General features: G+C 48.8%; 27 protein-coding genes and 2 pseudogenes. 19 read left to right on the plus strand and 10 right to left on the minus strand.

All coding sequences use genetic code 11. The features are described 5' to 3' along the window. Positions 1 to 273 precede the first annotated feature (273 nt). The 5 genes from qoxA to QMA39_RS00955 are packed head-to-tail and all read left to right on the plus strand — an operon-like array spanning position 274 to position 4,425. Positions 274 to 1,221 carry a cytochrome aa3 quinol oxidase subunit II gene (gene qoxA, locus QMA39_RS00935; RefSeq protein WP_206932028.1) on the plus strand — a complete coding sequence of 316 codons (948 nt, stop codon included), beginning with the start codon at positions 274 to 276 and terminating at the stop codon, positions 1,219 to 1,221. A gap of 24 nt (positions 1,222 to 1,245) precedes the next feature. Then, positions 1,246 to 3,189 (plus strand): cytochrome aa3 quinol oxidase subunit I, encoded by a 1,944-nt coding sequence (gene qoxB, locus QMA39_RS00940; protein ID WP_027953746.1) that lies wholly within the window; start codon positions 1,246 to 1,248, stop codon positions 3,187 to 3,189. Between the two features lies 1 nt (position 3,190). Beyond that, complete coding sequence (qoxC, locus tag QMA39_RS00945; RefSeq protein WP_027953747.1) at positions 3,191 to 3,796, plus strand: cytochrome aa3 quinol oxidase subunit III; 606 nt, start codon at positions 3,191 to 3,193, stop codon at positions 3,794 to 3,796. Between the two features lies 1 nt (position 3,797). Continuing rightward, positions 3,798 to 4,181, plus strand: a complete 384-nt coding sequence (qoxD, locus tag QMA39_RS00950) for a cytochrome aa3 quinol oxidase subunit IV (RefSeq protein ID WP_027953748.1) — start codon at positions 3,798 to 3,800, stop codon at positions 4,179 to 4,181. A gap of 25 nt (positions 4,182 to 4,206) precedes the next feature. Further along, positions 4,207 to 4,425, plus strand: a complete 219-nt coding sequence (locus QMA39_RS00955) for a hypothetical protein (protein WP_027953749.1) — start codon at positions 4,207 to 4,209, stop codon at positions 4,423 to 4,425. Between the two features lie 27 nt (positions 4,426 to 4,452). On the opposite strand, the gene QMA39_RS00960 is transcribed toward QMA39_RS00955, so the two are convergent. Then, positions 4,453 to 4,749, minus strand: a complete 297-nt coding sequence (locus tag QMA39_RS00960) for a hypothetical protein (RefSeq protein WP_027953750.1) — start codon at positions 4,747 to 4,749, stop codon at positions 4,453 to 4,455. A 238-nt stretch (positions 4,750 to 4,987) separates the two neighbouring features. After that, positions 4,988 to 6,391: a cell wall-binding repeat-containing protein gene (locus QMA39_RS00965; RefSeq protein ID WP_281657742.1), complete on the minus strand. Its 1,404-nt coding sequence runs from the start codon at positions 6,389 to 6,391 to the stop codon at positions 4,988 to 4,990. Positions 6,392 to 6,662: 271 nt separating this feature from the next. Here QMA39_RS00965 and QMA39_RS00970 point away from each other — a divergent pair, with 271 nt between their 5' ends. Both QMA39_RS00970 and QMA39_RS00975 read left to right on the plus strand, forming a co-directional pair. Beyond that, on the plus strand, positions 6,663 to 7,220 hold the full coding sequence (locus QMA39_RS00970; protein ID WP_027953751.1) for a GNAT family protein: 558 nt from the start codon (positions 6,663 to 6,665) through the stop codon (positions 7,218 to 7,220). 19 nt (positions 7,221 to 7,239) lie between these two features. Further along, positions 7,240 to 7,587, plus strand: coding sequence for a VOC family protein (locus QMA39_RS00975; RefSeq protein ID WP_281657743.1), 348 nt, complete (start codon positions 7,240 to 7,242; stop codon positions 7,585 to 7,587). A 48-nt stretch (positions 7,588 to 7,635) separates the two neighbouring features. Here the strand turns inward: QMA39_RS00975 and QMA39_RS00980 are convergent, their stop codons facing one another. Continuing rightward, positions 7,636 to 7,815 carry a hypothetical protein gene (locus QMA39_RS00980; RefSeq protein ID WP_206932036.1) on the minus strand — a complete coding sequence of 60 codons (180 nt, stop codon included), beginning with the start codon at positions 7,813 to 7,815 and terminating at the stop codon, positions 7,636 to 7,638. Positions 7,816 to 8,030: 215 nt separating this feature from the next. After that, positions 8,031 to 8,328, minus strand: a pseudogene (locus QMA39_RS00985) (alpha/beta hydrolase fold domain-containing protein); the annotation flags it as partial. Positions 8,329 to 8,585: 257 nt separating this feature from the next. Here QMA39_RS00985 and QMA39_RS00990 point away from each other — a divergent pair. The 5 genes from QMA39_RS00990 to QMA39_RS01010 all read left to right on the plus strand — a co-directional run bounded on the left by QMA39_RS00990 (position 8,586) and on the right by QMA39_RS01010 (position 13,455). Continuing rightward, complete coding sequence (locus QMA39_RS00990; protein ID WP_281657744.1) at positions 8,586 to 9,599, plus strand: iron-siderophore ABC transporter substrate-binding protein; 1,014 nt, start codon at positions 8,586 to 8,588, stop codon at positions 9,597 to 9,599. 15 nt (positions 9,600 to 9,614) lie between these two features. Beyond that, positions 9,615 to 11,639, plus strand: coding sequence for an iron ABC transporter permease (locus QMA39_RS00995; RefSeq protein WP_281657745.1), 2,025 nt, complete (start codon positions 9,615 to 9,617; stop codon positions 11,637 to 11,639). 190 nt (positions 11,640 to 11,829) lie between these two features. Next, positions 11,830 to 12,798: a diaminopimelate epimerase gene (dapF, locus tag QMA39_RS01000; RefSeq protein ID WP_281657746.1), complete on the plus strand. Its 969-nt coding sequence runs from the start codon at positions 11,830 to 11,832 to the stop codon at positions 12,796 to 12,798. A gap of 3 nt (positions 12,799 to 12,801) precedes the next feature. After that, a complete protein-coding gene (locus tag QMA39_RS01005) occupies positions 12,802 to 13,197 on the plus strand; it encodes a secondary thiamine-phosphate synthase enzyme YjbQ (protein ID WP_206932044.1) in 396 nt (131 codons plus the stop codon). A gap of 153 nt (positions 13,198 to 13,350) precedes the next feature. Beyond that, positions 13,351 to 13,455 carry a putative holin-like toxin gene (locus tag QMA39_RS01010; RefSeq protein WP_224872626.1) on the plus strand — a complete coding sequence of 35 codons (105 nt, stop codon included), beginning with the start codon at positions 13,351 to 13,353 and terminating at the stop codon, positions 13,453 to 13,455. Between the two features lie 376 nt (positions 13,456 to 13,831). Here QMA39_RS01010 and QMA39_RS01015 read toward each other — a convergent pair whose 3' ends face one another. Then, on the minus strand, positions 13,832 to 15,073 hold the full coding sequence (locus tag QMA39_RS01015) for a YeeE/YedE family protein (RefSeq protein WP_281657747.1): 1,242 nt from the start codon (positions 15,071 to 15,073) through the stop codon (positions 13,832 to 13,834). A 458-nt stretch (positions 15,074 to 15,531) separates the two neighbouring features. Between QMA39_RS01015 and QMA39_RS01020 the strand changes: the two genes are divergently transcribed. Further along, positions 15,532 to 15,768 (plus strand): hypothetical protein, encoded by a 237-nt coding sequence (locus tag QMA39_RS01020; protein WP_027953760.1) that lies wholly within the window; start codon positions 15,532 to 15,534, stop codon positions 15,766 to 15,768. Between the two features lie 76 nt (positions 15,769 to 15,844). On the opposite strand, the gene QMA39_RS01025 is transcribed toward QMA39_RS01020, so the two are convergent. Next, positions 15,845 to 16,366, minus strand: a complete 522-nt coding sequence (locus QMA39_RS01025) for an N-acetyltransferase (protein ID WP_281657748.1) — start codon at positions 16,364 to 16,366, stop codon at positions 15,845 to 15,847. A gap of 61 nt (positions 16,367 to 16,427) precedes the next feature. Beyond that, positions 16,428 to 16,715: pseudogene (locus tag QMA39_RS01030) on the minus strand (3D domain-containing protein); the annotation flags it as partial. A gap of 492 nt (positions 16,716 to 17,207) precedes the next feature. Between QMA39_RS01030 and QMA39_RS01035 the strand changes: the two are divergent. Further along, positions 17,208 to 18,359 carry a zinc ribbon domain-containing protein gene (locus QMA39_RS01035; protein ID WP_206932048.1) on the plus strand — a complete coding sequence of 384 codons (1,152 nt, stop codon included), beginning with the start codon at positions 17,208 to 17,210 and terminating at the stop codon, positions 18,357 to 18,359. 12 nt (positions 18,360 to 18,371) lie between these two features. Then, complete coding sequence (locus QMA39_RS01040) at positions 18,372 to 19,526, plus strand: S1C family serine protease (RefSeq protein WP_027953763.1); 1,155 nt, start codon at positions 18,372 to 18,374, stop codon at positions 19,524 to 19,526. 38 nt (positions 19,527 to 19,564) lie between these two features. On the opposite strand, the gene QMA39_RS01045 is transcribed toward QMA39_RS01040, so the two are convergent. Further along, positions 19,565 to 21,031, minus strand: coding sequence for a flavin monoamine oxidase family protein (locus tag QMA39_RS01045; protein WP_281657749.1), 1,467 nt, complete (start codon positions 21,029 to 21,031; stop codon positions 19,565 to 19,567). Between the two features lie 122 nt (positions 21,032 to 21,153). On the opposite strand from QMA39_RS01045, the gene QMA39_RS01050 reads away from it, so the two are divergent. Together QMA39_RS01050 and zupT are read left to right on the plus strand one after the other, a co-directional pair. Continuing rightward, positions 21,154 to 21,807 (plus strand): SIMPL domain-containing protein, encoded by a 654-nt coding sequence (locus QMA39_RS01050; RefSeq protein ID WP_281657750.1) that lies wholly within the window; start codon positions 21,154 to 21,156, stop codon positions 21,805 to 21,807. Positions 21,808 to 21,932: 125 nt separating this feature from the next. Then, on the plus strand, positions 21,933 to 22,733 hold the full coding sequence (gene zupT / locus QMA39_RS01055) for a zinc transporter ZupT (RefSeq protein WP_027953766.1): 801 nt from the start codon (positions 21,933 to 21,935) through the stop codon (positions 22,731 to 22,733). 40 nt (positions 22,734 to 22,773) lie between these two features. On the opposite strand, the gene QMA39_RS01060 is transcribed toward zupT, so the two are convergent. Both QMA39_RS01060 and yfkAB read right to left on the minus strand, forming a co-directional pair. Then, positions 22,774 to 23,358 (minus strand): YgjP-like metallopeptidase domain-containing protein, encoded by a 585-nt coding sequence (locus tag QMA39_RS01060; RefSeq protein WP_206932053.1) that lies wholly within the window; start codon positions 23,356 to 23,358, stop codon positions 22,774 to 22,776. Positions 23,359 to 23,432: 74 nt separating this feature from the next. Beyond that, a complete protein-coding gene (yfkAB, locus tag QMA39_RS01065) occupies positions 23,433 to 24,557 on the minus strand; it encodes a radical SAM/CxCxxxxC motif protein YfkAB (protein WP_281657751.1) in 1,125 nt (374 codons plus the stop codon). Between the two features lie 199 nt (positions 24,558 to 24,756). Between yfkAB and QMA39_RS01070 the strand changes: the two genes are divergently transcribed. Both QMA39_RS01070 and QMA39_RS01075 read left to right on the plus strand, forming a co-directional pair. After that, a complete protein-coding gene (locus tag QMA39_RS01070) occupies positions 24,757 to 25,641 on the plus strand; it encodes an SDR family oxidoreductase (protein ID WP_206932054.1) in 885 nt (294 codons plus the stop codon). Further along, a complete protein-coding gene (locus tag QMA39_RS01075) occupies positions 25,619 to 26,365 on the plus strand; it encodes an alpha/beta fold hydrolase (protein WP_281657752.1) in 747 nt (248 codons plus the stop codon). The genes QMA39_RS01070 and QMA39_RS01075 overlap by 23 nt, the downstream gene beginning before the upstream one ends. Positions 26,366 to 26,420: the final 55 nt, after the last annotated feature.

Consider the following 26,420-nt stretch of genomic DNA (forward strand, 5'->3'; position numbering starts at 1 on the left):
TTTTAACAGCAGTTTACAAAATCTGCTTCTCTTCAAGGGGAATGCAGGTTTTTTGTATGTAAATATGACTAGTAATTCCTTTTATTTCCTTGAAAGCGTATAACTTGTGTCGATTTATTAACAATGTCTTGACTCTTCTTTGACAAAATCGTGAACGGTTGTTTGCATTTTTGTAATTTCTGATATAATTTATCAAGCGTTATGATCTATAAGAACAATATAGATTCTTAGTTTCATACTTATATAGGTTGGTTGATAGGAGGGTGAAAACTAATGAAAGCTAAGCATCTTCGCAAAAGATGGTTAGGGCTGCTTCCACTTGGATTGATTTTGTTCCTTAGTGGGTGTGGGCAGCTTGAGATGACAGTGCTCGATCCCAAGGGGCCTGTAGCAGAAAGTCAATATGAACTGATTAAATATTCTCTTTGGTTTATGTTAGGCATCATCGTTGTCGTATTCGCTCTTTTTGCGTTCATGGTCATTAAATATCGTGAAAATCGTCCCGGACGTAAAGAAAGCGATTATGATCCGAATCTGCACGGCAATACCACGATTGAGATTATCTGGACTGTCATTCCGTTAATCATCGTTATTCTACTGTCGATTCCGACAGTGACGACATTGTTTGATCTGGAGAAATCTCCAGAGCCTGCAGAAGGGGAAGAGGCCAAGGAGCCGCTTGTCATTCATGCAACAACAGCCGACTGGAAATGGTTCTTCAGCTACCCTGAAGAAGACATTGAGACAGTCAACTATCTGCACATTCCGGTGGACCGTCCGATCGAATTCCATCTGACATCCGCGGATTCCATGACAGCTTTGTGGATTCCTGCTCTTGGCGGGCAGAAGTACAACATGGCGGGAATGATGAACATTCTTTACCTGGAAGCTGACGAAGAAGGCGTCTATGACGGACGTAACTCTAACTTCAACGGCGAAGGATTCGCTGCTCAGACGTTCAAGGTTCATGCAGAACCTGAAGAAGACTTTAACAGCTGGGTCAGTGACATCCAGAACGAAGCCCCTGAGCTTTCGAAAGAACAGTACGAGGAGCTTCTGAAGCCTGGCTTGACGGAAAAGGATGAATATTCGTCCACACACCTGGAGTACTACGACCACGCTAGTCACGAAGGGATGGGCTTTGTAGCCGAAAACTATGCAGAACTCTTTAAAGAGAAACTGCACCTGGATGAAATTGAAAAACAAGAAGAATTTCAATAGAACGTTAAGAAAGCAGGTGAAAACATGGGCATTACAGATATATTAGTCACCGGTGAGCCGATTATATATGCCGCCATGGTATCCATAGCGCTTGTATCCATCGCCATTCCTGTCCTATTAACTTACTTTAAGAAGTGGGGCTGGCTCTGGCGTGAATGGCTGACGACTGTTGACCACAAAAAAATCGGTGTCATGTACATTCTCAGTGCATTGCTGATGTTATTCCGCGGCGGTATGGACGCCCTGATGATGCGTGTCCAGCTCGCTTTTCCGGATTTGGGATTCCTGGATTCCCAGCACTATAACGAAATTTTCACAACGCACGGAACGGTCATGATCATCTTCATGGCGATGCCGTTCCTGATCGGATTGATGAACATTATTGTTCCATTGCAGATCGGAGCCCGTGACTTCGCGTTTCCTTGGTTGAACGCCATGAGTTTCTGGTCCTTCTTCATTGGAGCGATGCTCTTCAATATTTCCTTCGTCATCGGTGGTTCACCAGATGCCGGATGGACAAGCTACACACCACTTTCCGGTGCTGCCTTAAGCCCGGGACCGGGTCAGAACTTCTACCTGATGGGTCTTCAACTATCCGGTATTGGTACACTGGCAACGGGGATTAACTTGATGGTAACCATCCTTAAGATGCGTGCTCCTGGAATGAAGCTGTTCCATATGCCGATCTTTACATGGTCCACTCTTGTGACATGTTTCATTATCGTATTTGCGTTTCCGATCCTGACTGTTGCGCTTGCACTTCTTACGATCGATCGTATCTTCGGAGCTCACTTCTTCACGCTGACAGCTGAAGGACTTCCGATGATGTGGGCCAACTTGTTCTGGATGTGGGGACACCCTGAGGTTTATATCGTTATCCTTCCGGCTTTCGGTATCTTCTCGGAAATCATTGCCACATTCGCGAAAAAGCGTTTGTTCGGGTACCATGCGATGGTCTGGTCAATGATCATCATTGCGCTGTTAAGTTTCCTTGTATGGGTGCACCACTTCTTTACAATGGGAGCCGGAGCGTTTGTTAACTCTGTATTCTCTATATCTACGATGCTGATCGCAGTGCCGACAGGGGTTAAAATCTTTAACTGGCTTGCGACACTCTATAAATCGAAAATCGAGTTTACGGTTCCGATGCTTTGGTCTTTGGCCTTTATTCCGAGTTTCATTCTCGGTGGGGTTACGGGGGTTATGCTCGGAATGGCCGCAGCGGACTATCAGTTCCATAACTCGTACTTCCTTGTTGCGCACTTCCACTATGTGCTGATTGCGGGTACAGTCTTTGCCTGCTTCGCAGGTCTTGTATTCTGGTATCCGAAGATGTTCGGTCACAAGATGAACGAACGACTTGGAAAATGGGCATTCTGGATCTTCTTCTTCGGATTCCACGTCTGCTTCTTCCCGCAGTACTTCCTTGGTCTTGACGGAATGCCGCGCCGCCTGTTCATTACGAACGTCGTCGAGTGGCTGCCGTTGAACGTCATTTCCACAGTTGGAGCATTCGGAATGGGACTTGGTTTCATTGTATTTGTCTACAACGTCTACTACAGCTTCCGTCATGCGGAACGCGAAAAAACAGGAGATTCCTGGAACGGGAACGGCCGTACGCTCGAATGGGCGACAACGACGCCGGTACCATTCTACAACTTCGCTACCGTGCCTTACGTGGATGAAATCGATCCTTACGTACGCATGAAAGAAGAAGGTAAGACAACCTATGACGAATCGCAGCTGAAGCCGATTCACATGCCGAGCTACAAAGCAACGCCGATTATTATGATGGCATTCCTCGGTCTTGCAAGTTTCGGTCTCGTGTTCGAATGGATGCCTGTAGCCATCTTTGGTCTGATCGGTGGAGTCGCTGTTATGATTCTCCGTTCCTTCGACTATGATGACGGCTATTACGTGTCTGTAGAAGAAATCAAACGCATTGAGCGAAAAGCAAGGGGGTTATGATATGGCTGCTGAAGAACTGAAAACCGGACCATTGGAATACCGGACTCAGGAAGGACGCATGACCATTCTTGGCTTCTGGATATTCCTTGCCGCAGAAGTTGTCCTGTTTGCGACACTTTTTGCGACGTATGCCGTGTTGTACGGCCGCACAGCGGATGCGCCGACACCAATGGAACTATTTGAGCCGGGCATTGTCCTTGTCATGACCTTCCTGCTTCTAACAAGTAGTTTTACGTGCGGTCTGGCCATTCACCAGATGCGCAGAGGGAATGTCAAAGGCCTGATGACGTGGATGATCGTCACACTTGCGCTTGGCTTTGGATTCCTTGGCTTTGAAATTTACGAGTTTGTACACTATGTGCATGAAGGAGCCAGCTTAACGTCCAGTGCTTACTGGTCTGGATTCTTCGTCCTTGCCGGAACGCACGGGCTTCACGTAACGCTCGGTACCGGCTGGGCCATCCTGCTGCTCATCCAGATTGCAAGACGCGGTCTGACGAACGTAACGAGCCGCAAATTCTTTATCATCAGTCTTTACTGGCACTTCCTTGATGTTATCTGGATCTTCATTTTCACATGCGTATACCTCATAGGGATGGTGATCTAAGATGGCAAAAACAGATAAGAAAGTACCTATGAATCACGTTATCGGTTTTGCATTGTCCCTCATTATGACACTGCTTGCTGCCTGGGCGGCCATTCAATCCGACCTGCCTGTCACTTGGGTGATCGTGTTCATCATGGTTCTCGCGTTACTACAAGCGGGCGTCCAGTTGTTCATGTTCATGCACATGACTGAAAAGGAAAGCGGTGGTGGTGCGGTTCCATGGAACATGATGTTCCACGGATTCGCTCTTGCGGCTATCCTTGTAGCCGGTTCACTCTTTACAATGTCATTCGGGTTTGACCACGGCGATCATGGCGATCACGGGGGAGAGCACGAAGAACACATGGAGATGGATGATAGTGAAGGAGACCACAGCGGTCACTAAAATACACGTGCGGGGGTGAGAAGGAATGGAAAAGAGAGATGAAATCAATCAGGAAGAAGCCAGGGTCAGCCATTGGCCCTGGAAGGACCTGGTTGGGTTTATCCTATGTATTGCATTAACAGCATTTTCACTGACAGCGGTCCTGTATTCCTCTTACCAGCCCACCTATGTATTTATGATTCTGACCGGACTGGCGTTTACACAGGCAATGATTCAGCTTGTGAAGCTCCAGCCCGGGCAATAAAAAAAAGACACGCCTCTTCCTGACGTATCAGGAAGGGAGCGTGTCTTTTTCTTTGGCGAGATTTGCCTGATATCCGGGGCTTTGTTCAACCGTAGCAATGATGAACAGGATCCAGGCGATTTGTGATCCGATCAGACCCGCGTAAAACATGGACCACGTAACGGAAAAGGCTGCGGGAGCCGTGTATAGGATGATTTGGAAGTAGTACACCCACATCCCGACAAGCAGGACGGATTGGGCAACTGCAAGAGCCGGCTTTTTCAACTGTAAGAATAAAAATGGCGTAACGGTAGACAATAGAAGGAACATGACTAAGACACCCACGATATTCATCTCCTTTTCATTCTGTAGATGTTGAAAACGTTTTCTTTATATATACATTGTAACAGAAAGTTCTCATTTTGGACACAAAATGTTCGAATTTATTTCAAAAAAAGGCTTGCGCCCTTATTATACGGTGGATAGAAAGGATTTATACATGGAGTATTAGTGACAAAAAGCAGAAAAGCCGCCGGGGATATCCACGGCGGCTTTGTTTTCCGATGGTATCCACCGGAAGGGTTTATTCAAACAGATCCCAAATATCGTCTTCCACTTTTTCACTGACAGCACCAGGGCCGCCGAGAATGGTGAACATAAATGTTTCATTCTGCTCCACATAAGCTTTGACGGTTGGATCGAGCTTAGTTTTTGGAGTGAGCAGAAGAGGTGTGCCATAAGAAAGGACAGAGCCTGATAATGCATCAGCGAAGTGATCCCCTGTAGCGATGGTCACTTGGAACGGATCAAGGTCAAAATAGTCAGCAATGGCCACCGAAGTATCGTAGCGGTTTTTACCGGATATACGATCAGGATCAGGAAGCTGCTTGAACACTTTTGAACCGACTGCACCTGTGCCGCCGACGACAAAAGAAGTGTCATAAGATTTCAGCGCCTCAGCCGTCGCTTTGGGAAGACTGTCTTTTTCCGTTAATAAAATCGGCATCATGTACATCGAAGCTACCGGTCCCATAGCGAGAGCATCAGGGAAATTACGGCCGTAGGCAACAATGACTTCATCTGTTGGAGGAAGTTCATCAGCGATGGCAGCTGCTGTCGCATACCGGTCTTTGCCCGCAATACGGTCGACTTCAATACCAAGCTGCTTCAAGGATTTTTCTACCTGTGTAGAAACCGCTCCCGTTCCTCCAAGGATGGTCACAGATTTCGCATTCAGCAATTGGAGCGTGGATTTCGTAATGTCAGGAAGGCTGTTCTGCTTTGTTAACAGAATCGGAGCCGCATACATAGAAGCTAAAGGCGATCCGGCCAAAGCGTCCGGGAAATCCTGTCCTGTCGCAAGGAAAACGTGTTCGACCGGGTAGCCGCCGCTGCTTCTGGCTGCGATGAACGCAGAGGTTTCATACCGGTCCTTTCCGTCGATGCGCTCGATGTAAGGCTCTTCTTCATACACGTAAGAATAAAGGTAGTACATTTCCCCGCTGTTCACATTTTTCAGGTCGGAAGCCTCCAGGTAATAGGTGCCTGGCTTCAGGTAATAATCTCCGAAGTATCCGAATTCATCAGTCAGTTCATCAAAAACTTCCACTTTCTTTTGTTTTTCATCGTAAACAGTGATGCTCAAATCCATCTTTGTTTTTTCCTCTGTATGAATAGAAAGGCCGATGTTTACTTCTTCATCGCCGTCAATAGTCAGCTTATAAAGGTCTTTGTCTTTGTTTGTGAATGTCCCGGTGACAAGATCATCCGTGGAGATCTTATTGGCCTGGGTAAAGGTATTATTGGGTTCCTTTTCTTCGATAAAACCCCAATCCTCATTATTTGTACCAAGAAGCCGGATTTCATTAAGGTTCGGTTTTTCAACCTCTGTCTCCTTCTTCGATGTATCCACCGCTGCTTCTGCGGAAGGTGTGAATAGTGTGGCTGCAAGTAATAGTGCTGCTGACAATCCCCATGTTTTTTTCAATTCGTTCGTTTCTCCTCTGCCCATTTTATTCGTACTTTTTGTACAGGTCACTCAATCTCCATCGTTCCAGGCTTCACCTTCCATTTCTTAACACTAAGAGGATTATATAGGAATAGATGAGAAAAGGGTATCTATTTTATCAGCCAAAATTCGACAAGGACATGAACTTGACAGATCTTTTATTGAACAATGCGGTTTAGTTTGAAATAATAAGAAAGAAGACAATCCTAAGTTAAACAATGGTACGGACATGGAAAGGAAGCGTAATTTTTTGACACAGACAAACGAAGAAACCTTGTATCTCGCTAAAGCAACGAAACAAGATATAGCTGACTTATACTACTGGTCATTCATTGAGGAGCGACAGGAAGCGAAGGAATGGAATGCACCCTATATAGAGGAAAAGAAAATGAACCTGGATGAATATGAAGTGCTCTGGCAGAAAGAGCTTGCTCCAGGAATACCGGACGGCCTCGTTCTAAGGATGGACGACCACGTCATCGGCTATGTGGGGTCCTACTGGCTGGACCGCCAGTCCGGCTGGCTGGAGACTGGTATCGTTATCTTTGACTCGCGGTATTGGAACGGAGGGTACGGTTCCTTTGCGTATGAGAAGTGGATCGAATACATCTTTGAAAATACATCCATCCACCGCCTCGGCATGTCAACGTGGTCAGGGAATACAAGGATGATCCGGGTGGCTGAGAAAACGGGGATGATTGAGGAAGCCAGAGTGAGACAGGCCCGTCTTGTTGATGGGGAATATTACGATGCGGTGAAAATGGGGATGCTCCGCTCGGAATGGGAAGCCTTCCGCCGTAAGCCGTAAAAAATAAAGGGGGAGACGAATGAAACATCGTATCCATACATGCTTTATTCATCTGGTATATTTTGATCGGACGAAGGAATGGTATAAACGCGTGCTGCCTTTTGACATTCAGGAAGAAGGAGATGGGTACTTGACGTTTGATTTGGAAGGAACCGGCCTTGTCCTGCTCCAGGCACAGACAGATTCGATACGTCCGCTGCCTTATGCCCCTTTTTTTCTGGAAACGGATAATATTGAAGAGACGTACCGGGAGTTAAAAGCAAAAGGAGTCAAAGTCGATGATGTGGAGTCCTTCGGAGGTTCCATCTATGGCTGTCACTTTTACGATCCGGAAGGGAATCAGCTTTTAACGTGTTCCGTCGAATAAAAAGAACCGTGACTGATGACAGTCACGGTTTATTGGTATCCCTTATACTCAGCTTTCTGCAGGCATTAGAGAATGGTCGTTGTTTCCACATTCCGGACATTGTGTCCAGACGACGTAGGTTACTTTTTCGTCAAAGTTTTTCTGTACGACTTTAATAACTTTCAGCTGGTGATGTAAGCAGCTTGTGCAGCGATCTTTAACCAACTGTCCGACTTCCATTTTCATCATGTGTATCACTCCTGAACTCTTAAAGATTAGTACCGAAGCTTCAAGAGTTATCCCAGTATAACGTATCAGGAGGAGCAGCGTCAAAGAAACGGCAGCTTATACTCGCTGGTTTGTACTAAACGGTCCATAGACTGTGGAGGCTGTCCCGCATTTTTCAAACGTAACCGCCCTCCTACGGGGGCGGTCTTTTACGTTTGCACTCTTGTCAGTGCGTTCTACCTTTTTTTCAAGGCCAGGGTATATACCTTTTTAGCACGGACAGTTGCTTCTGCATCCGGCTTAAACCCTTCAAACCCGTGACAGGCTATCTGGGAACAGGTGGAATTCTATATCTACACCAGCTTCTGCATGCTTTATCACATAGGCTATCGTTTCTACTTCGGAATGGGTTGAGCTGGCCGACGCAGGTATACGGATTAGGAAGGCGGCTGTAATCCGTTTCTTTTGCAGGGGCGGCATAAGAGGAACGTTGTCTGTTCCATGCAGAGGTCCAAGGTACATCTGCCATGATGCAGCAGTGAAGAAAGAAACAAGGAAAAGATTGGTGGGATATGACTGGGTGGATGGCTGAGAGGTTTTTTGTCGAACGAAAGGAGGTATAGAACCGAAGAGTCCGAAAAAATCCTGACAAACGGCATTGACAGGTACGGGGGAGTGGGGTAGCATATGAAATGTAATGAGATTGAGAATCTTTATCATTTAGTTGATTTAAGGGTATAAAGGGAACTGGATGATGGATTCCGAATTGAATAAAAGAGAGGATGCTACATATGAAGAAGTTTTGGCTTTTTGCACTTATACTCGGCCTCGTTCTGCTGGCTGCCTGCGGCGGAGGAGAAGAGGGAGAATCAGCGGAGGAGTCCTCCGGAGAGGAAAGCACAGAAGAATCCTCATCTGATGAGAGTCGTTCTGTAACGATTGAGGATGCTTCAGGAGAAAAGACGATTGAAGGAACACCAGAAAACGTCGTCGTATTGGAGTGGACCTATGCGGAAGATCTGCAGGCACTTGGCATGGAACCTGTCGGCGTCGCTGATCTGGATGCTTATGGAGACTGGGTGAACGTCGGAATTCCATTCAGTGACTCTGTCGAGGATGTAGGAACGCGTCAGGAGCCGAACCTTGAAGCTATCTCCCGTCTTGAGCCGGATTTGATCATCGGTGTCCAGTTCCGGCATGAAGCGATCAAAGAAGAACTTGAGAAAATCGCTCCTACCGTCATGTTTGCTCCATACTCGGAAGAAGCTGCCGAGGATCAGTTCGCCAACATGAAGGAAGAATTCAATACAGTCGCGGAAATCGTTGATAAACAGGACAAAGCTGAAGAAGTTCTTACCAATATGGAAGATACGTTTTCCGAGCAGCAGTCCCGTTTAGAGGAAGCTGGCAAAGAGGGCATGAACTACGTGCTCAGCCAGTCCTTCACCCTGCAGGATACGCCGACACTTCGTTTGTTTACGGACAATTCCATGGCCGCTCAAGTGATGAACAACCTGGGTATGACGAATGATCATGAATCCGAAGAACTGGAAGTATACGGGTACACAGAAACAACGGTGGAAACCCTGCAGAACTATCAGGACACGAACTTCTTCTATATCGTACAGGAAGAAGATAATATCTTCGAAAACCAGCTGGCCGGCAACCCGGTTTGGGAAGAACTGGCCTTCGTAAAAGAAGACCGCACCTACCAAATGCCGGGGGATGCCTGGACATTCGGTGGACCGCTGTCTGCGGAAGTGCTGGCTGAACAGGTCGTGAATGCGGCACTGGAAGAAGAATAAAGTGAGTGTGTGCACATGAACACAACCATGAAGAACACAATAATGGCGGTCTCCACCTTCGGGGGTGGAGCCGCATTGTTGTGTCTTTTAACTTTTATACATATCAATCAAGGAAACGTAGACCTTCCGTTTGCGACGGTGATGGATGCGCTTTTCCGTCCGGAGAATACTTTGGAGCACCATACGGTTAGGACGCTTCGATTACCCCGGGCCGTTATGGGGATTCTTGCCGGCGGAGCTCTTGCCGTTTCCGGTGTCATCCTGCAGACGGTCACGAAAAACCCGCTTTCTTCATCAAGTACGCTCGGCATTCACTCCGGTACGTACTTCGCTGTTGTCGTCACAACGATTTTTCTGCCGGCTGCATTGGTGGGCAATGGCATTCTCACAGCCTTTCTGGGCGGGATATTGACATTCGGCTTTGTCTACGTTTTATCCGGTGGTGGAGATGCGACTCCGGTGCGTATGGTACTGGCGGGGATGATTGTCACCTTCTTGTTTTCCTCCCTGACATCGGTCCTGCAAATCTTCTATGAGAATGAAACACGTGGTCTCTTCCTGTGGGGATCAGGGACTCTCGTTCAGAACGACTGGGGCGGAGTGGTCTTTTCGCTTCCGCTTATAGCCGTGTGTGTGCTGATTGTTCTCGCTTTTTCAGGGAAATTAGACACACTGACTCTCGGAGATGATGTGGCGACGGCGCTTGGTCAGAATGTGAGAAACGTGAAGCTCATCACCATTCTGGCTGCGGTGCTGCTCACGAGTGTGACCGTCAGCATTGTCGGGCCGATTGGATTTGTCGGTCTGATCGCCCCCCATTTAATGAAGCTGATCGGCTACAGGTCACATCTGCTGCTTATTCTCGGCTCCTTTTTGTGGGGAGGAAATGTGCTGCTGCTTGCTGATGTTCTCGCCCGTATCATCGATCCCTCTTTTTCTGAGCTTCCTGTTGGGGCGATCACGGCGCTTGTCGGTTCGCCATGGCTCATCTGGCTTGTCCTGCGGATGAAGCGCAGCAATTCTCAGGAAAGCGGAGCGGTGATGGCTGGCCGGAACTCCATCAGCATGCCTCTAGGAAAAGTGCTTCCTGTTCTGGCGGCAATTATCCTGGTGACTGTCGGCGTCAGTCTCGTATCAGGGAACTACGGATTTGAGCCGCTCGTCGGTTTTCAGGCTTTCTTCGGGGAAGGCAGTACGTTTATGCAGGACATGATCGTAAATTTGAGGCTGCCGCGGGCCCTCGTTGCCTTGTTCAGTGGAGCGGTCCTTGCATTGAGCGGCCTCATTTTTCAGGGGGTGCTGAGAAATCCACTCGCAGACCCGTCCGTCATCGGTATAACCTCCGGGGCCGGAGTAGGGGCGCTTATGACGATGTATTGGTTCAGTGTATCTGCCATCTGGATCCCTGTCGGAGCTATGGCCGGAGCGGTGGTCTTTTTCATCATCGTGATGGTTCTCGGAGCAAAAGCCGAGTTTCAACCGACGGTGCTTGCTCTGCTCGGCATCGGTATTTCTGCTTTCGGGTCTGCGCTTATTCAGATCATGGTCGTGCAGGCTGATCTTGGTGTAGCATCTGCGCTTACGTGGCTGTCCGGAACAACCTATGCAAAAGGGTGGGACGAGCTTATCCAGTATCTGATCTGGCCGATTCTGCTCCTTGTCCCTGTCCTTGCATTTTCGATTAAAACGCTTGATGTGTTAGGTCTTGGGGATGATACAGCCAAAGGGCTGGGCCTGCGTGTAGTGAATGTGAGGTTCCAAATGGCATTGATGGCTACACTTCTCGCAGCTTCCAGCGTGGCGGCTGTGGGTTCCATCGGTTTCGTAGGACTGATCGCCCCGCACCTGGCCCGGCTGCTGGTGGGAAGTGCCAATCAGAAGCTGCTGCCGGTCACCATGCTGATTGGAGGCGTGCTCCTAGTGACGGCGGATTTATTCAGCCGGACGCTTTTGGCACCTAACGAAATTCCATCAGGAATCCTGGTGGCCATCATCGGTGCCCCATACTTCCTTTGGTTGATGAAAAGAAGGGCCTCATGATGGAATCATTTCATCAACCATTCGTGAAGTGAAGTACGAGTGGTTGAATAGCAGGAAGACAGGGGATCAGCGACCCTGTCTTCTTTTTTTTGTTCACATCGGACTTTTTACAAAATTCAAACGCTCACTCTTCATTTCCGGGTGAAATATGCTAAGATAGGGAGAAAAAGAACGTGAAGGGGAGAGGTTTATGAAGCTGCCATACATCAAATGCCACGGGTCAGGGAACGATTTCATCCTCATCGATGAAATGGAACACGACCTTTCATTTACAGAAGAAGAACGAAGGAACTTGTCGCTGCTTTTATGTGACAGGGGAACGGGGATCGGATCAGACGGCATTTTATTCGTAATGCCGAGTGAGAAAGCGGAAGGCCGTATGCGGATGTTCAACTCCGACGGATCGGAAGCGGAAATGTGCGGCAACGGACTGCGCTGTGTGGCGCGCCATATGATTGAAAAGCTCGGGAACGCATCGATTGCCATCGAAACACAGGAAGCGGTCCTGCCTGTCAGCCAGGTGGCTGAAATTTTTCCGGATATTGATACGTTTTCGGTTCAGATCGAGCCGGTATCGTTTGCACCTGCTTCACTTCCAATGATTCATGATGGAGAGCAGGCGATGGACAGTGCTATCCCTGAACTTTCTGATAAACGGACATTCACTGCCCTCAGCGTGCCGAATCCCCATATCGTCAGCCTGATGGATAACGTGGATCAGGCTGAGCTTGAACAAATCGGCCGCAGCGCCAACGAACTGCCTGAGGTTTTTCCGAACGGAGTGAATGTCAGCTTTGTCCAGGTGCTGGAGAAAAATAAAATCTTCGTCCGCACGTATGAACGAGGCGTAGGGCTGACGAATGCCTGTGGTACAGCCATGTCCGCCTCGTCGCTCGTATCCACCATTCTGGGTCCGAACGACCTTGATACACCGATTGTTGTCATCAATAAAGGCGGTCTCGTCAACTGTGTTGTTGAAAAGAACGACGGACGTTTCTCCATCCAGCTGCGCGGGAATGGAACGAATGTATACGAAGCTGTGGCTGATGTCGATCTTGAAAACAGCCGCTTCGAGGTAACAGGACAGACGTTTTTTGATAAGGAAAACGAAACGTATGAAAAACTGGAAGCCTATGCTGCTTCCGAAATTGGAGGGTAACTGATGTTGAAGACGTTTCATGTACGCACAGATCATCATGACCAAATGATTGATGTGACCAGCCAGGTGCAGGACTGGGTCCGTGAAGAAGGCGTGAAGGACGGCGTCGTCATCGTCTCTTCCATGCACACCACCGCCGGGCTCACGGTAAATGAAAATGCCGATCCCGATGTGAAAACTGATATGCTCCGCCGTTTCCGTGAAGTGTATCCGTGGGATCACGCCGAAGATAAACATGCAGAAGGCAACACAGCTGCGCATATGAAAACGAGCACCGTCGGTCATGCTCAGACGTTGATTGTAGAAGACGGCCGCCTTGTACTTGGCACGTGGCAGGGGCTGTACTTCTGTGAGTTTGACGGTCCACGCAGTCGTAAATTCGTAGCTAAAGTCTTATAAGGGAAAGAGCAGGCACCCGCCCTGCTCTTTATTTAGGTAGAAAAGCCTGTCACATTCGGGCAGCAGGCCATGCTATAATTTAGTAAGGATAGTGGTTCCTGCCAGTTGAATAGGGTGTCGGCTGATCCCCATGTCTCAAAGATGGAGGGGGTGATGCCTCTGAGTATGTATGAATCGCTGATGGTGATGATCGCGTTCAGTTCCCTGATCGTGTCCTTGCTTGGTTTGATTGTAGCGATTTTACGCATAAAAAAATAGACTCCCTATTCTGACGTGAATGCGGGTGAGTCTATTTTTCATGTAGGCTGCGCCCTTTGGCAGACCAGCTATCCGTAGAGGGGATCACAGTGCCAGCTGTGGTCCCTTTTCTTATGTTTATCCTTTATCTGCTTTTATCATACCACATTTTCCGAAAAAAGAAACCTGAACGAGTGTTTCTGTCCATGGCCCGGCTGCGGGATATCGGTCGTTTTTCGGTTATATCAGCCGAAACGGAGCAGATATCGGTCTTTTTGTGGATATATCGGCCAAATCTGCAGCATATCAGCCAAATCACCGATATATCGACCTTCACCTCCGATGCGGTCATATAAAAATATCCAGCACGCCTGAACAAAGGCATGCTGGATAGTAATCAGCAGATCGAATCTTTCGGGTTCGGGTTTTTCAATCCGAACAATGGCCGCAGGAACAGGGCGAGATACGTTCCGATCAGCGCCATAATCATCCATACCCAGCCGTGCAGGCTGAAGGAGGCAATACCGCCGAAATACGCACCGATGTTACAGCCGAAGGCCAGGCGGGCGCCGTATCCCATAAGGATCCCACCGATGATGGAAGCGAAACCGATGCCGGGCTTGATTTTACCCGGCTTGAAGTTCCCTTGGGCACTGGCAGCGATAAAGGCACCAAGGATGATACCGAAGTTCATGACACTTGTAGAGTCTGCCAGCACCGTCTGATTAAGAGGAGCTGGGTTATCAGACCAGTACTGCCAGCTTGCCACATCGACACCGAACATCTGGATGAACTGGGATCCCCAAAGCGCAAATGCAGATGTAATACCCCACGGGTTTCCGCGGACAGCAAGGGTGATGGCGTTCAATACACCGAGGGCAACAGCAGCGGCCAGCAGCGGCCACGCACCACGCCACAGACGTTTAAGCCCGGTGGTCGTTTTCAATGGTTCCATGCGCGGCGGGTTCTTTTTCCTGGCGAACTTCACCGTCACACCGTAAATGCCAAGGAAGATGAGAAGCTGGAGAATCCACCCGCCGAAGTAGCCGAGTCCTGTGGATTCAGCAAGAGAAATTGCCGGAAGGGCCGGAGTTTCCCGCCAGAATCCGATGTGGTAGGCACCGAGGACAGAACCTGCGATAAAGCCGAGCAGAGTCAGAACCATGGAAGACTTTCCTCCACCGACCGTATAAAGAGTACCAGATGCACAGCCGGAACCGAGCTGCATGCCGATTCCGAAAATGAAAGAACCGAAAATGACACTCACGCCTACAGGGAAAACGTATCCTTGTGGAGCGGTTCCGGTAAAGCTGAAGCCTGTACCTAAAATGATGGCAAAACCTGTTGTGGCGACAGCAAGCATCAGCATGTGCGACTGCAGTCCCTGGACGTTACCGACAGAAAGCAGTCTTCTGAAGACTGATGTGAATCCGAAACGTGCATGGAGCAGTACGAGACCGAAGGCGAGTCCGATGATGAAGAGGACGCCCTGCGTGACATTGGTGATGCTGATAATCGTTATAAATAAAAGCAGGGATGCGATGATTCCCACCCACATGAACGGCTTTTGAACCGGATCAAGCGGGGCAGGAATTGTGGACCGGCTGGACGCCGTCTGATGAACTGCTTGTTGCTGCATGTGCTATTCCTCCTAATTCCGATTTGTTTAATGAGCTTTAAACATTCTAACCGACGAGTCTTCTATTTGTAAACCAGTTTGCATACAATGGTTGTACAAAGAGAACACAGATCAGTCTTTACGGAGATTTAACACTATATGGCAGATACAAGTGGTACACTCAAAGTGTGGACAGGAAGATTGAATACAATTATTGGAGGGATGTCTTATACCTGTCGTTCGCTCATATGTCACTCGCTGGTTTTTCTTTGTTTGTATCAACTCAAACCGAAGAACTTCTTGGCGTACATCAGGCGCACCTCCCCCTACATAAGATATAATGGAAAGCGGCGCGTTACGCGTGGCTTTTTTTGCTTGATCTGCATAATTTTCATGCAGGAAAGGGAATTCTACGATTAGCAGACAAAAAAGCCGGGTAAGGGTACAATAATACGTCTACGTAGGAAGGAATGATTGGAATGCCGAAAAAGAAGGAATGGCACGTTATATTCCTCCTCGACAGCAAGCGGGTCGTCACCCATGATCTTGAATTGAGTGAGGAAATGGACGAAAAAGAAACCTCCGAATTTATCGTCAAACAGCTGGACCGTGGCACTTGGTGGTTCCTTGAGGATGGTGTAGCACTTCACACAAGCGGAGTGGAAAGCTTCTACCTTGACCGCTGTGCCCGCCGCACACGTTTCAGCAGAGATTGACGCCCACCTTTCTAACTTATGGGGAAGGATTGGGAAGTATGATAAAAAGACCGGATGATATTCATCCGGTCTTTTTTCACGTCTCCAGAAATGGCTGGGAGTAATGGACTGTGCCGTTAATGCCTTTCAGGGCGCCGGGCTGCAGTTCAAGAGCCATGAAATACTCTCCCGGTACTTCAAAAGGCGCTTCAATACCCCAGTGGGAGGCGGGGTGGAAACCGAATTTAGGATAGTAATCCGGGTGACCGAGTACGATGACGGAAGAAAAGCCGAGCGCACCTGCTTTTTCCAGGCCGTGTTGAATGAGCTTTGACCCGATACCCTGCCGCTGCCTTTCCGGGGCGACGGATACCGGCGCAAGGGCGAGGGATACGTCTTCTCCAATCGTGATTTTGGTGAGCAGGAGATGGCCGATGATTTCACCGTCATCAACGGCTGTCAAGGACAGTTCAGGAATAAAAGCTTCAGTGGTGCGCAGTCTTTCGACCAGCAGGTGCTCGGTCTGATCGCTGTGCTCTTCCAGCGCAAATGCGCGTTGAATAAGCTTTCCGACGGACGTTACGTCAGACGGCTGTTCCTGTTGAATACGTACAGGCATAAAAAAACTCCCTTCATTATCTATAAGGGAGTTTCTCACAATCGGCGCATTCATAAAAGGATTATTCCAGAATTTCTACTTCGATCTGACGTCGGCCGTAATCAAAGGCATCCCTTTCCTCTGCCATAAATAAGTCAATCCGGTGACCTTCGATGTCTCCGCCGATGTCTCCGGCCGTGGCTGTTCCGTAGCCGGGAACCCGGACTGTTGAGCCGAGCGGTATGACGGAAGGATCGACGGCTATGACTTTCTGCTCGGGATTGGCGCGCAGGTCGATGCCCGTGTAGGTCGTTCCACTGCAGCCTTCGCAGAAAGCGGTATAGGCCGTCGCTTCAACGGCTACCGTACGTTTCACATCTTCCTTTTTGTCTTGAGACGCAAAGGAGGCCTTTTCATCTTCTTTATCTTCAAAGCGGGTGTGCTGGTCTTCTTTTTCATCAAGGGTGGTTACTTTTTTATCAACAGGCTGGGCCGTCTTATCGGTTTCCTCAGCACTTGAAATATGGTCGATTCCGGAAAACAGGGTAAGCATGACAGCAAAGGATAGGAAAAATTTCATCATGTCATCCACCTCTTTCGCATTAGATCTGAGAGCAGTATAACAGGCATGTCTGTGGATAAACAAATACAAAATACCTACAGATTGATTACATTTCTATGACATTCGACGGGCGCGGATTTTCTTTTGGGAGACGGGACCGGGACGCAGGGAGCATTCGTGAAAAAAACGAAAAAAGGGACGATAGACGTTTACGAATCTATCAATGGTCATGCTATAATAGTTGAGGATTATGTACGATTCTGGATCACAAGAAAGCTGTGAAAAAAGGAGGACCAGACCATGATCACATGTCCTCAATGTAACCATGAAAACGCCGAGGGATCGCGTTACTGTTCCCAGTGTGGAGCATCCTTATCGGAAGAATCCCCGGCTGATGCTGAGCAGAAACGATCGTGGCTGCCCATTCTTACACCTGCGATAGTCCTTGTTGTGGTGGGGGCGGCCCTTTATTTTGTCTATGACCAGGAAGCAGGTATAAATGAAAATGTAGCCTCATGGAAGACGGAAGCGGAGGAAGCTGCGCTTGCCGGGGATTACCGTGAAGCAGAGAAGCTGCTGACGCGTGCCATCCAGGAACGTCCGGATGAAGAGGCGCTACAGGAGGAGCTGAGCCACGTACAGAGTGTGCTCCGTATGGAAAAGGAACTGGAAGAAGTGTCCAAGCTGCTGGAAGAAGGAAGCCTGTCGAAAGCTGATAAACAGCTGTCTGAAGTCCAAACGGCCTTACGACAGGAAAACGGCCGGCTCTATCAGACGCTCGTTCCAACAGTGAATGAGATGGATTCCAGATTTACTCTACAGGAAGTGAATGAGGAACTATCCAAAATTACAGATGTGGATGAGCTGGCTGCCAAGCTGAATACCCTTTCTGATTTGAATTTGGAAGAAGCTGCCAAGGTTCGGGAAAAGATATATGAGAAAATCGTCAACCGTTCCACGAAAACGGCAGAGGCAGCGGCTGAGAACAAACGATACACCGAAGCCATCGCTCTGATTGATGAAGGGCTTCAGTACGTCTCGAACGATGAAAAGCTGATCCAGCTGAAAGAACGGGTGCAGCAGGAGAAGCAGGCGTTTGAACAGGCCGCTCAGGAACGTTTGGAAAGTGCGATGCAGCAGGCCGCCAAGGATGAGCTTCGTAATGAGACCGAGGCCTTGGAAGTGGTGGATATCCAAATGGAAAAAGATGAATTCGGTGATTATAAAATCAGTGGCGAATTGAAAAGTCTGGCCACCCAGGTGATCAGCACAATCAGCGTGAAATATGACATTAAGACACAGGACGGAGAAGTCGTCCGTTCAGAATCCGCCAAGGTGTACCCTAACTATTTGAATCCAGGCAGTACAGGCAAGTTTGAGAAAATGTACTACAACCTGGAAGAAGGGGAATACATGGTGGAAATGACAGAGCTTGAATGGTTAGTAGAATAGGAGGATGCGGCAATGAAACGCTCCTGGATGATCAGCCTGATCGTCTCTTTACTTATCGTCGGAGGCGGTACGGCGGGCGTTTTCTATATTCTGGACACGGTGCCGGAACAACTCGCGGTGTCGGCTGTGCTCAATCAGCCTCCTGAAGAAGATGAGAAAAACGCAGAAGTGCCAAAAGAAACACAGGACATTATCTATGAATCTCAAAAGCTTGTCGTCCAGATTGAACTTCCGGACGGCACAATCGGCTCCGGCTTTTTATACAATGACAAGGGCGACGTAATTACGAATGCCCATGTTGTCGCTAATGCCGAAGAGGTCTCTGTTATTACGACGGACAGTAAAAAGATGCCTGGAGATGTGATCGGGGTCAGCCGCGATACGGATGTTGCGGTTGTCCGTGTACCCGGGCTTGAGGGGCGCGATCCGCTCCCGATCCGGACAGAAGGCTATGCCGAGCTGCTGGACGAAGTACTTGCGCTGGGAAGTCCGCTCGGTCTGCAGAATACGGTGACACGTGGTGAAATCAGCGGCGTGGACCGGACGCTGGATATCGAGCCGTTCCATTACGAAAACATGTATCAGATTTCCGCGCCGATTTCCCCGGGAAACAGCGGAGGTCCGCTGCTTGACCGGAATACGGGCGAAGTGATCGGAATCAATTCAGCCAAGCTGGATGAGGAAACAATCGGTTTCAGTATCCCGATTGCCGATGTGCTGCCGATGGTTGAGCGCTGGAGCGAAACGCCGATGGAGTCGCTGCCTGAATTCCCGGAGCTGAATGAACAGGTGCAGTCTCCGGTTACCGGTACAGATGCAGAACAGGCGACGTACATGGTGCAGTATTTTTATGACAGCATCAACCAAGGAGACTTTGTGACGGCCTATTCCCTGATCAGTTCAAGCTGGCAGGAGAAAACGTCGTTTGAAGAGTTCCGTTCGGGGTATTACAATACGCTGAGTGTATCCGTCGATAACCTTGTCGCTGATCCGAAGGACGATCAGGTTGTCGTGACCGCCTTCATCACCGCTGAAGAAACCGTGGATGGAGAGGTCAAGGTAAAGAAATATAAAGTGGTGTATCCGATTCAGAAGGAAAACCAGTCGGTGAAAATCATGCAGGGATCCGGCGAGGAAATCAGTAACGAATCCAAAGAGGAAGAATAACGACGAAACCACCGCTCATGATGAGAGCGGTGGTTTTTTTATCGGGTATGGATTTCTACAGCGCCCCGGATGCCTGATTCAATGGCCCCTTCAATCCATCCGTGATAGGAGGAGGTATGTTCGCCTGCGAAGTGGATTCGGCCTTCCGGCAGAGGGATGATGTCTTCCAAATCCCGGCTCTGTCCCGGAGTGAAAAGGGTGAAGCAGCCGGCAGAGTAAGGGTTTCGGCTCCAATTGTAGACGATGCTGGTCATGTACGTATCATAGACGACCCGTCCGTACACCTTCGCGAGGTCGCTCATCACTTCCTCTACGGCCTGTTTTTTACTGAGGCTGTTGAATAACAGCGCATTCTGTCCCCAAGTGTAGCTGGCAAGCAGAATACCCGGCCCTGGTTTTCCACCGTCATGGCTCGGCTGGTAAATGAAGCGGGAGGGATAATCGGTAACGATGTTCCCGACCGGATATTGCTCCCAGAATTTATAAGAAAATTCTATGCCTATTTTCACCGCTGGAACATTGATGATTTCGTGGATCGCCGCCCATTTTTTTATGGAAATCGTGTCATACGGACGGACATCGATCCATTGGAAAGTCGTAAAAGGTATGGTCGTCAGGACATAATCTCCGGTCCAGGTGGAATAGCCTCCGGTTTTCTCATTTTTTGACACGACCTGCACGCCGTCTTTGTAATGATTGATTGCAACGGCCCGTTCGCAGAAGTGGATGGAGGAGGAGAGGTCCGGGTAAAAGGCCCATGGCAGCCGGTCATTCCCGCCTATGATTTCCCTGAACTTCGTATCCCCTTGGAAAATCGGAAACGTGATGTCGGTGAGGATATTCAGAAATGCGAATTCGGGGAAGCCTTCGATTCCAAGCAGGACCTTGATTTTCCTCACAGCATTTAAGGACATGGAAGGTCCGTAGGGGTTGTTCCGTAAATATTCACTCATGGAAAGGTCCGAATAGCGGTCTCTGAGGTGTTCCTTTTCAGCATCACTGCTGTTGTTATACACATCGAGGAACGGCTGGACGGCCGACAGAAACAGTTCTTTGGCTGTTTTTCCCTGCTCCTCCGCATCTACAGGAAAATCGAGAATGGCGGGGTTTTGTTCATAAATGCGGTGGTACACTTTTTTTCCATTAATCAATAAGAGATCATCTTTCCGTGTGTTTTGAAAAGGATTGGTTTCCAGTCCGAATTTGTCGACATACGCATAAACGAGCTTATGATTGGTCGGTATCCGCATCGCCCCGACATCGAGGTAATTGCCATTCGTGAACGGGGCGCGGACCGTATAGACTCTTCCGCCCAGCCGGCTGTCAGCTTCAAGGATGGTCACCTTATGACCGGCATTCTTTAATAAACTCCCTGCCACCAGTCCTGCCATGCCGGCACCGATAATAATCACCCGCTTCTTTTGAGCAGATGATGTGAGACCATTATGAATGATACGGAGGAAATCATCTGGATATGTAAAGCCCTCGGATTGATAATTAGTCATGGAAAACACCCCCTTTTATGGCTATTCAGTCCATGGGATGAACAGTACCGTTCTATGGATGTATCTTCCAACCTGCATATTCATGGCGGACGGTACATGAATTAATAAAGGGGGGATGGTCAATGTATCAAACATTCCGACAGGACGGATCTGACAGGCAGATCCGTGTCCAGGGATCAGGAAGTGTTAAGGTGAAGCCGGATACAGCTGTTGTTCAGCTCGGTGTTGTGACAGAAGGGGCCGATCTCACTACGGTTCAGGATGAAAATGCAGCGGTCACCAGTATGGTGAAGAATCAGCTGATGGCTGTAGGTGTGGAAGAGACGGACATTCAAACATCCGATTATTCCGTGTTCCCGCAGTACGATTATGTGGATGGGAAACAGGTGTTCCGCGGATATCAGGTTTCCCATATGCTGACCGTGACCGTAAATGATATTGAACAGACAGGCGCAGTCATTGATGCAGCCGTCCAAAGTGGTGCCAACCGGGTGACGAACATCGAGTTTACGGTGAGTCAGTCCTATTACTATTATCAAAAGGCCCTTCAAATCGCCCTCGGGCAGGCTCTTGCCACTGCACAGACGATCGCGAATACGATGAATGTGAGACTCGAACAGAAGCCGGTCCGCGTTGTAGAGGAAAAGAGTCCGGACGTTTCACCTCTACAGCCTTATGCTAAAACACAGATGCTCAGTGAGAGCGCTGTGCCGATCGAGCCGGGGATGATGGAGATTACAGCCCGGGTGGATGTCTGGTTTCCGTTTTATCCTTAAAACACAGGGGTTGTTCCTGTGTTTTTTTTATATGGAGATAAAGGTCTCGGTTTAAAATGTTGTGCCGAGGAAAAACATCCATTACAATGAGCAGTAAATGATATTCGTAGTTAAGGAGAGGTCACATGGAAAACTTACTGCTCGCTTTCGGGCTTACCTTGTTTGCAGGGCTTGCCACCGGAGTAGGAAGCATACTTGCATTTTTTACATCGACAACGAATACACGGTTTTTATCCCTGTCGCTCGGTTTTTCGGCTGGAGTGATGATTTACGTATCCATGATCGAAATTTTCTTCAAGGCTCAGGATTCGCTTGTAAGTGCGCTCGGAAATGAGATGGGTCAGTGGATTACAGTGGTGTCCTTTTTCGGAGGTATGCTGCTTATTGCCCTCATCGATAAAGTGATTCCGAAAGCCGGCAATCCTCACGAAGTGAAAAAGGTGGAGGACATGACACAGGACAAGCAGAAGGACCGCGACCTTTTGAAGATGGGAACGTTCACAGCCCTCGCCATCGCGATCCACAACTTTCCAGAGGGGATTGCCACCTTTACCGCAGCGTTGAACGATCCGGCTCTTGGGATTGCTATTGCCACGGCGATTGCCATTCATAATATCCCGGAGGGAATTGCGGTTTCTGTACCGATTTATTTTGCCACAGGAGATAAGAAAAAGGCGTTCAATCTTTCCTTTTTGAGCGGATTATCCGAGCCGATCGGGGCTATTCTTGCCTATCTTGTGCTCATGCCGTTCTTGAATGATATGGTTTTTGGGATTCTTTTCGCCGGTGTCGCGGGTATTATGGTCTTTATTTCGCTTGATGAACTGCTTCCGGCCTCCAGAAGGTATGGGGAGCCTCACTTATCTATTTACGGCGTTGTCGCCGGAATGGCAGTCATGGCGCTGAGCCTGCTGTTGTTTATTTAATAAAAATCCCCCGGCTGCCTGATGGCGCGCGGGGGATTTTTTAATACGTCTTTCCACTGTAAAGATCTTCAATGACACTTTGGATGCCCGCTTTTTTTCGCTGGATCAGCCGCCAGTTGATGGTGATGGATTCCTCCTGCCTGCTTCCAAGACGGGTAAGGTCATCCTCGACTTCGACCGTATGCGTGCTCAGTGCCTTGAATTTTTCAGCGGCTTTATCCTTGAGCCACGCTGTAATGTGCTCGTTCAACTGAGCTGTCTGCTCATCTTTGGAAGCGAGGGAGGTGCGGAATGTAAACTTTCCCTGATGGAATGAAAAGGTCGTCTCTTCTGAGTCTGCCTGATCAAATAACAGCTTATAGGAGCGGCCGAGATAGGTGATTTTCTGTCCCTCTTCCAATGAAAAAGGTCCAAGGTAGAGGTCCTCGTGTGTTCTCTGCCAATGATTTATGATCCATTCGGCTTTCTTTTCTACAAACGCATGAATTTTTTCCTCTGATTTTTCCTCAGGCGCCGTTACCTGTATCCCGTTTAAATCATCCAGATATATTTTTGTGAACTGCAGCTGCGGCTGTTTATGGACGGTATATTGTATCGTTGTCTGATTATGCTGTAGGAGCGGCATATCAAGACCTCCTTTACATGTCGGTGTTGTTGTAAAAAAACAGTGCCCCTGAATAGAGGAGCACTGCTTAGAGGTTACAGGGTGATTTTCGCTTCCCGCTTCTGAAAATCGACGTCCTGGTAATACGAGTTCTTCACAAGAACGTTCGGACCGAGGCATTCCACTGCCGGGCAGTGACAGTTGAGGCTTTTCGCTGTATCGGTCTGCATCCACTGGTGGTATGCGTCTTCCAAGGAAGTGTCCTGGATGTTGCCAAGACCGGGCTCGTCCCCGAAGTCGGTGACGATAATGTCGCCGCTGAATATGTTGACATTCAAGCGGGAGCGCCCATCCGGGTCGTTTCTTACCGTCACATTTTTCGCGCTGTACAGGCGCTTCAGCATGTCCAGATCCTCGTCATTGGTACTGCATGGATAGTAAGGAAGGGTGCCGAACAGCATCCACGTATCTTCATCACGGTGATCAAGCAGGCGGTTGATTCCTTTACGCATATCCTCAAGGCTCAGTGTTTCAAGTGCACTGGCGAAGTCCACCGGATACATCGGGTGGATTTCATGCCTTGCACACTTCATTTCTTTCACATGATCGTGGATCGCTTCCAGGTAAGGGAAGGTGCGGCGGTTCAGCATCGTCTCCGCCGATACCATGACGCCCTCATCCGCGAGACGCTGGGAGTTCTCCACCATCCGGTCGAAAAATTTCTTCCGGTTTTCCTCGGAAGGCTTGCGCTCCATCCGGGCAAAGCCGGTGTGGATGAATTCCTCAAGCGTTCCCCAGTTATGCGAAATATGTAAAACATCGAGATAGGGGATGATCGGAATATAGCGCTCATAAGGAAGCGTCAAGTTGGAATTGATCTGTGTGCGTACGCCGCGCTCATGGGCGTATTTTAACAAGGGGAGCACATAGTTTTCGACGGATTTTTTCGACATCATCGGCTCCCCGCCTGTGATGCTCAAAGTCCTCAGGTGAGGAATCTCGTCCAGGCGCTTCCGGATCAAATCCATAGGGAGCGCTTCAGGGTCCCTCTGCTGCAGGGTATATCCGACCGCACAGTGCTCGCAGCGCATATTGCACAGCGTCGTCGTCGTGAATTCAATATTGGATAACGTCATATGCCCGTGTTCCTTCACGTCCATGTAGGCTTCCCACGGGTCATACTCAGGTGTAAGCTTCTGAAGCTTCATGTTGGTACTCATAAAATATGAAACTTCCTTTCTATTTGATTAATTCGGTCTTAACCTTTCCTATTCTAACATTATTCAAGCTTGAACTATACCATTCCTTCCTGTTGAACGTGAAAAAGCAGCAGGAAACGCTTGCACATCGAAAAAGGAGTTTCCCCGTGTGACAGCGAAAGGAAAAGGGTAGACGAATAGATAAAGGAGGAGACCATTGATGCAGCCAACCGTTATTATTACCGGATCCTCCAGCGGATTCGGACAGCAGACCGCTGTGAAATGTGCAGAAAGAGGCTTCCGTGTGATTGCCACGATGCGGAATATGGAAAAAGCGTCGGTTTTCCAAAATGCAGACCTGCCGGAAGACGTGAAGCAGAAGATTGAAGTGTGGCAGCTGGATGTTACGGATGATCCATCCATTGAACGTTTTAAGGAAAAAGCAGAAAAACTGGAGCGGGTGGATGTTCTCGTGAACAACGCCGGCTATGCGGTAGGAGGGTTCCTCGAACAGGTTCCGCTTGAGGATTACCGCCGGCAGTTTGATACGAACGTCTTCGGTGTTATAGCCGTGACGAAGGCCGTGCTGCCCATCATGCGGCGCCAAGGGTACGGAAAAATACTAAATGTCAGCAGTGTCAGCGGCTTGATTGGTTTTCCCGGTCTATCCGCGTATGTATCGTCCAAACATGCGCTGGAAGGACTTTCTGAAAGCCTGCGCTTTGAGCTGCAGCCGTTCGGCATAGATGTCGCCTTAATCGAACCTGGATCCTTCCAGACGAACATATGGTCTTCCGGAATGGCGCTTCCAGAAGAAGTGCACAATCCTTCATCTCCCTATGCCTCTTACATAAAAGGACTGTGGAGTGCCTTGAACGAAGAGTCACGGGCCCAGCCGGATTCGGTCGCCGACCTCATGACAGGGCTGATCCAAAAAGACAAGCTGAAAAAACTGCGTTATCCTGTCGGGGCGGGCGTCCGTACCAACGTGCTTTTGAAACGGCTTCTTCCATGGGCATGGCTCGAGAAAACGGTATTAAAACGAATCTTAGGTTCCAACAAGGCAGAAGGAGGAAAAACAGATGGCCGAGTACAGCATTCTTGATGGGGCAGAGGAAATCAAATACGAGGGCAATGAGGTGGGGATTCTCGTTTCCCACGGGTTCACAGGGACGACCCAGAGCATGCGTCCGCTCGCTGAAGCATACGCACGTGAGGGATATACCGTTTATTGTCCGCGGTTGAAAGGACATGGCACAGCACCGGAAGATATGGAGGCGACGTCCTATAAGGACTGGATTGAATCAGTGGAGAGCGCCTACCAATGGCTGAATGAACGGTGCAGCTCTATTTTTGTTGTCGGTTTATCCATGGGAGGAACGCTTGCCCTTTATATGGCCAGTGAGCATAAGAGCGTCCAAGGGGTTATTCCGATCAATGCAGCTATCGATATCCCCGTGATGGAGGAGAGCGCGGCGACAGAAGAACGTTTTCTTGATGCCATCGGATCCGATATTAAAGACCCCGATCAGGATGAACTTGCCTACGACAAAACACCAGTCAAATCCATTACCGAAATTACGGTCTTAATGGATCATGTGAAAAAGCGGCTTGACACGATTCACTGCCCGATTCTGATTTTCGTCTCGGATGAGGATCACGTCGTCCCGCCAAATAATTCAGAGGTGATCTTTGATTCGGTCTTTTCGGAGCATAAGGAGCTTGTCCATATGGAAAACAGCTACCATGTCGCAACTCTTGATCATGACCAGGATTTGATTGTCGAGCGCAGTCTGGAATTCTTCCAGAGGTATACGAATACAAAATAGACTCTATTCCCCGGGAAATAAGATTTGTCATCGGAAAGAAGTTTGATATAATAGA

This window comes from Halobacillus sp. Cin3 (assembly GCF_947311855.1).
Taxonomy (GTDB): Bacteria; Bacillota; Bacilli; order Bacillales; family Halobacillaceae; genus Halobacillus; species Halobacillus kuroshimensis.

What these genes read in the sequence shown, in the direction of transcription:
- qoxA (WP_206932028.1), top strand. Translation starts at nt 274, where the DNA reads ATGAAAGCTAAGCATCTTCGCAAAAGATGGTTAGGGCTGCTTCCACTT.
- qoxB (WP_027953746.1), top strand. Translation starts at nt 1,246, where the DNA reads ATGGGCATTACAGATATATTAGTCACCGGTGAGCCGATTATATATGCC.
- qoxC (WP_027953747.1), top strand. Translation starts at nt 3,191, where the DNA reads ATGGCTGCTGAAGAACTGAAAACCGGACCATTGGAATACCGGACTCAG.
- qoxD (WP_027953748.1), top strand. Translation starts at nt 3,798, where the DNA reads ATGGCAAAAACAGATAAGAAAGTACCTATGAATCACGTTATCGGTTTT.
- QMA39_RS00955 (WP_027953749.1), top strand. Translation starts at nt 4,207, where the DNA reads ATGGAAAAGAGAGATGAAATCAATCAGGAAGAAGCCAGGGTCAGCCAT.
- QMA39_RS00975 (WP_281657743.1), top strand. Translation starts at nt 7,240, where the DNA reads ATGAAACATCGTATCCATACATGCTTTATTCATCTGGTATATTTTGAT.
- QMA39_RS00980 (WP_206932036.1), bottom strand. Translation starts at nt 7,815, where the DNA reads ATGATGAAAATGGAAGTCGGACAGTTGGTTAAAGATCGCTGCACAAGC.
- QMA39_RS00990 (WP_281657744.1), top strand. Translation starts at nt 8,586, where the DNA reads ATGAAGAAGTTTTGGCTTTTTGCACTTATACTCGGCCTCGTTCTGCTG.
- QMA39_RS00995 (WP_281657745.1), top strand. Translation starts at nt 9,615, where the DNA reads ATGAACACAACCATGAAGAACACAATAATGGCGGTCTCCACCTTCGGG.
- dapF (WP_281657746.1), top strand. Translation starts at nt 11,830, where the DNA reads ATGAAGCTGCCATACATCAAATGCCACGGGTCAGGGAACGATTTCATC.
- QMA39_RS01005 (WP_206932044.1), top strand. Translation starts at nt 12,802, where the DNA reads ATGTTGAAGACGTTTCATGTACGCACAGATCATCATGACCAAATGATT.
- QMA39_RS01010 (WP_224872626.1), top strand. Translation starts at nt 13,351, where the DNA reads ATGCCTCTGAGTATGTATGAATCGCTGATGGTGATGATCGCGTTCAGT.
- QMA39_RS01015 (WP_281657747.1), bottom strand. Translation starts at nt 15,073, where the DNA reads ATGCAGCAACAAGCAGTTCATCAGACGGCGTCCAGCCGGTCCACAATT.
- QMA39_RS01020 (WP_027953760.1), top strand. Translation starts at nt 15,532, where the DNA reads ATGCCGAAAAAGAAGGAATGGCACGTTATATTCCTCCTCGACAGCAAG.
- QMA39_RS01025 (WP_281657748.1), bottom strand. Translation starts at nt 16,366, where the DNA reads ATGCCTGTACGTATTCAACAGGAACAGCCGTCTGACGTAACGTCCGTC.
- QMA39_RS01035 (WP_206932048.1), top strand. Translation starts at nt 17,208, where the DNA reads ATGATCACATGTCCTCAATGTAACCATGAAAACGCCGAGGGATCGCGT.
- QMA39_RS01040 (WP_027953763.1), top strand. Translation starts at nt 18,372, where the DNA reads ATGAAACGCTCCTGGATGATCAGCCTGATCGTCTCTTTACTTATCGTC.
- QMA39_RS01045 (WP_281657749.1), bottom strand. Translation starts at nt 21,031, where the DNA reads ATGACTAATTATCAATCCGAGGGCTTTACATATCCAGATGATTTCCTC.
- QMA39_RS01050 (WP_281657750.1), top strand. Translation starts at nt 21,154, where the DNA reads ATGTATCAAACATTCCGACAGGACGGATCTGACAGGCAGATCCGTGTC.
- zupT (WP_027953766.1), top strand. Translation starts at nt 21,933, where the DNA reads ATGGAAAACTTACTGCTCGCTTTCGGGCTTACCTTGTTTGCAGGGCTT.
- QMA39_RS01060 (WP_206932053.1), bottom strand. Translation starts at nt 23,358, where the DNA reads ATGCCGCTCCTACAGCATAATCAGACAACGATACAATATACCGTCCAT.
- yfkAB (WP_281657751.1), bottom strand. Translation starts at nt 24,557, where the DNA reads ATGAGTACCAACATGAAGCTTCAGAAGCTTACACCTGAGTATGACCCG.
- QMA39_RS01070 (WP_206932054.1), top strand. Translation starts at nt 24,757, where the DNA reads ATGCAGCCAACCGTTATTATTACCGGATCCTCCAGCGGATTCGGACAG.
- QMA39_RS01075 (WP_281657752.1), top strand. Translation starts at nt 25,619, where the DNA reads ATGGCCGAGTACAGCATTCTTGATGGGGCAGAGGAAATCAAATACGAG.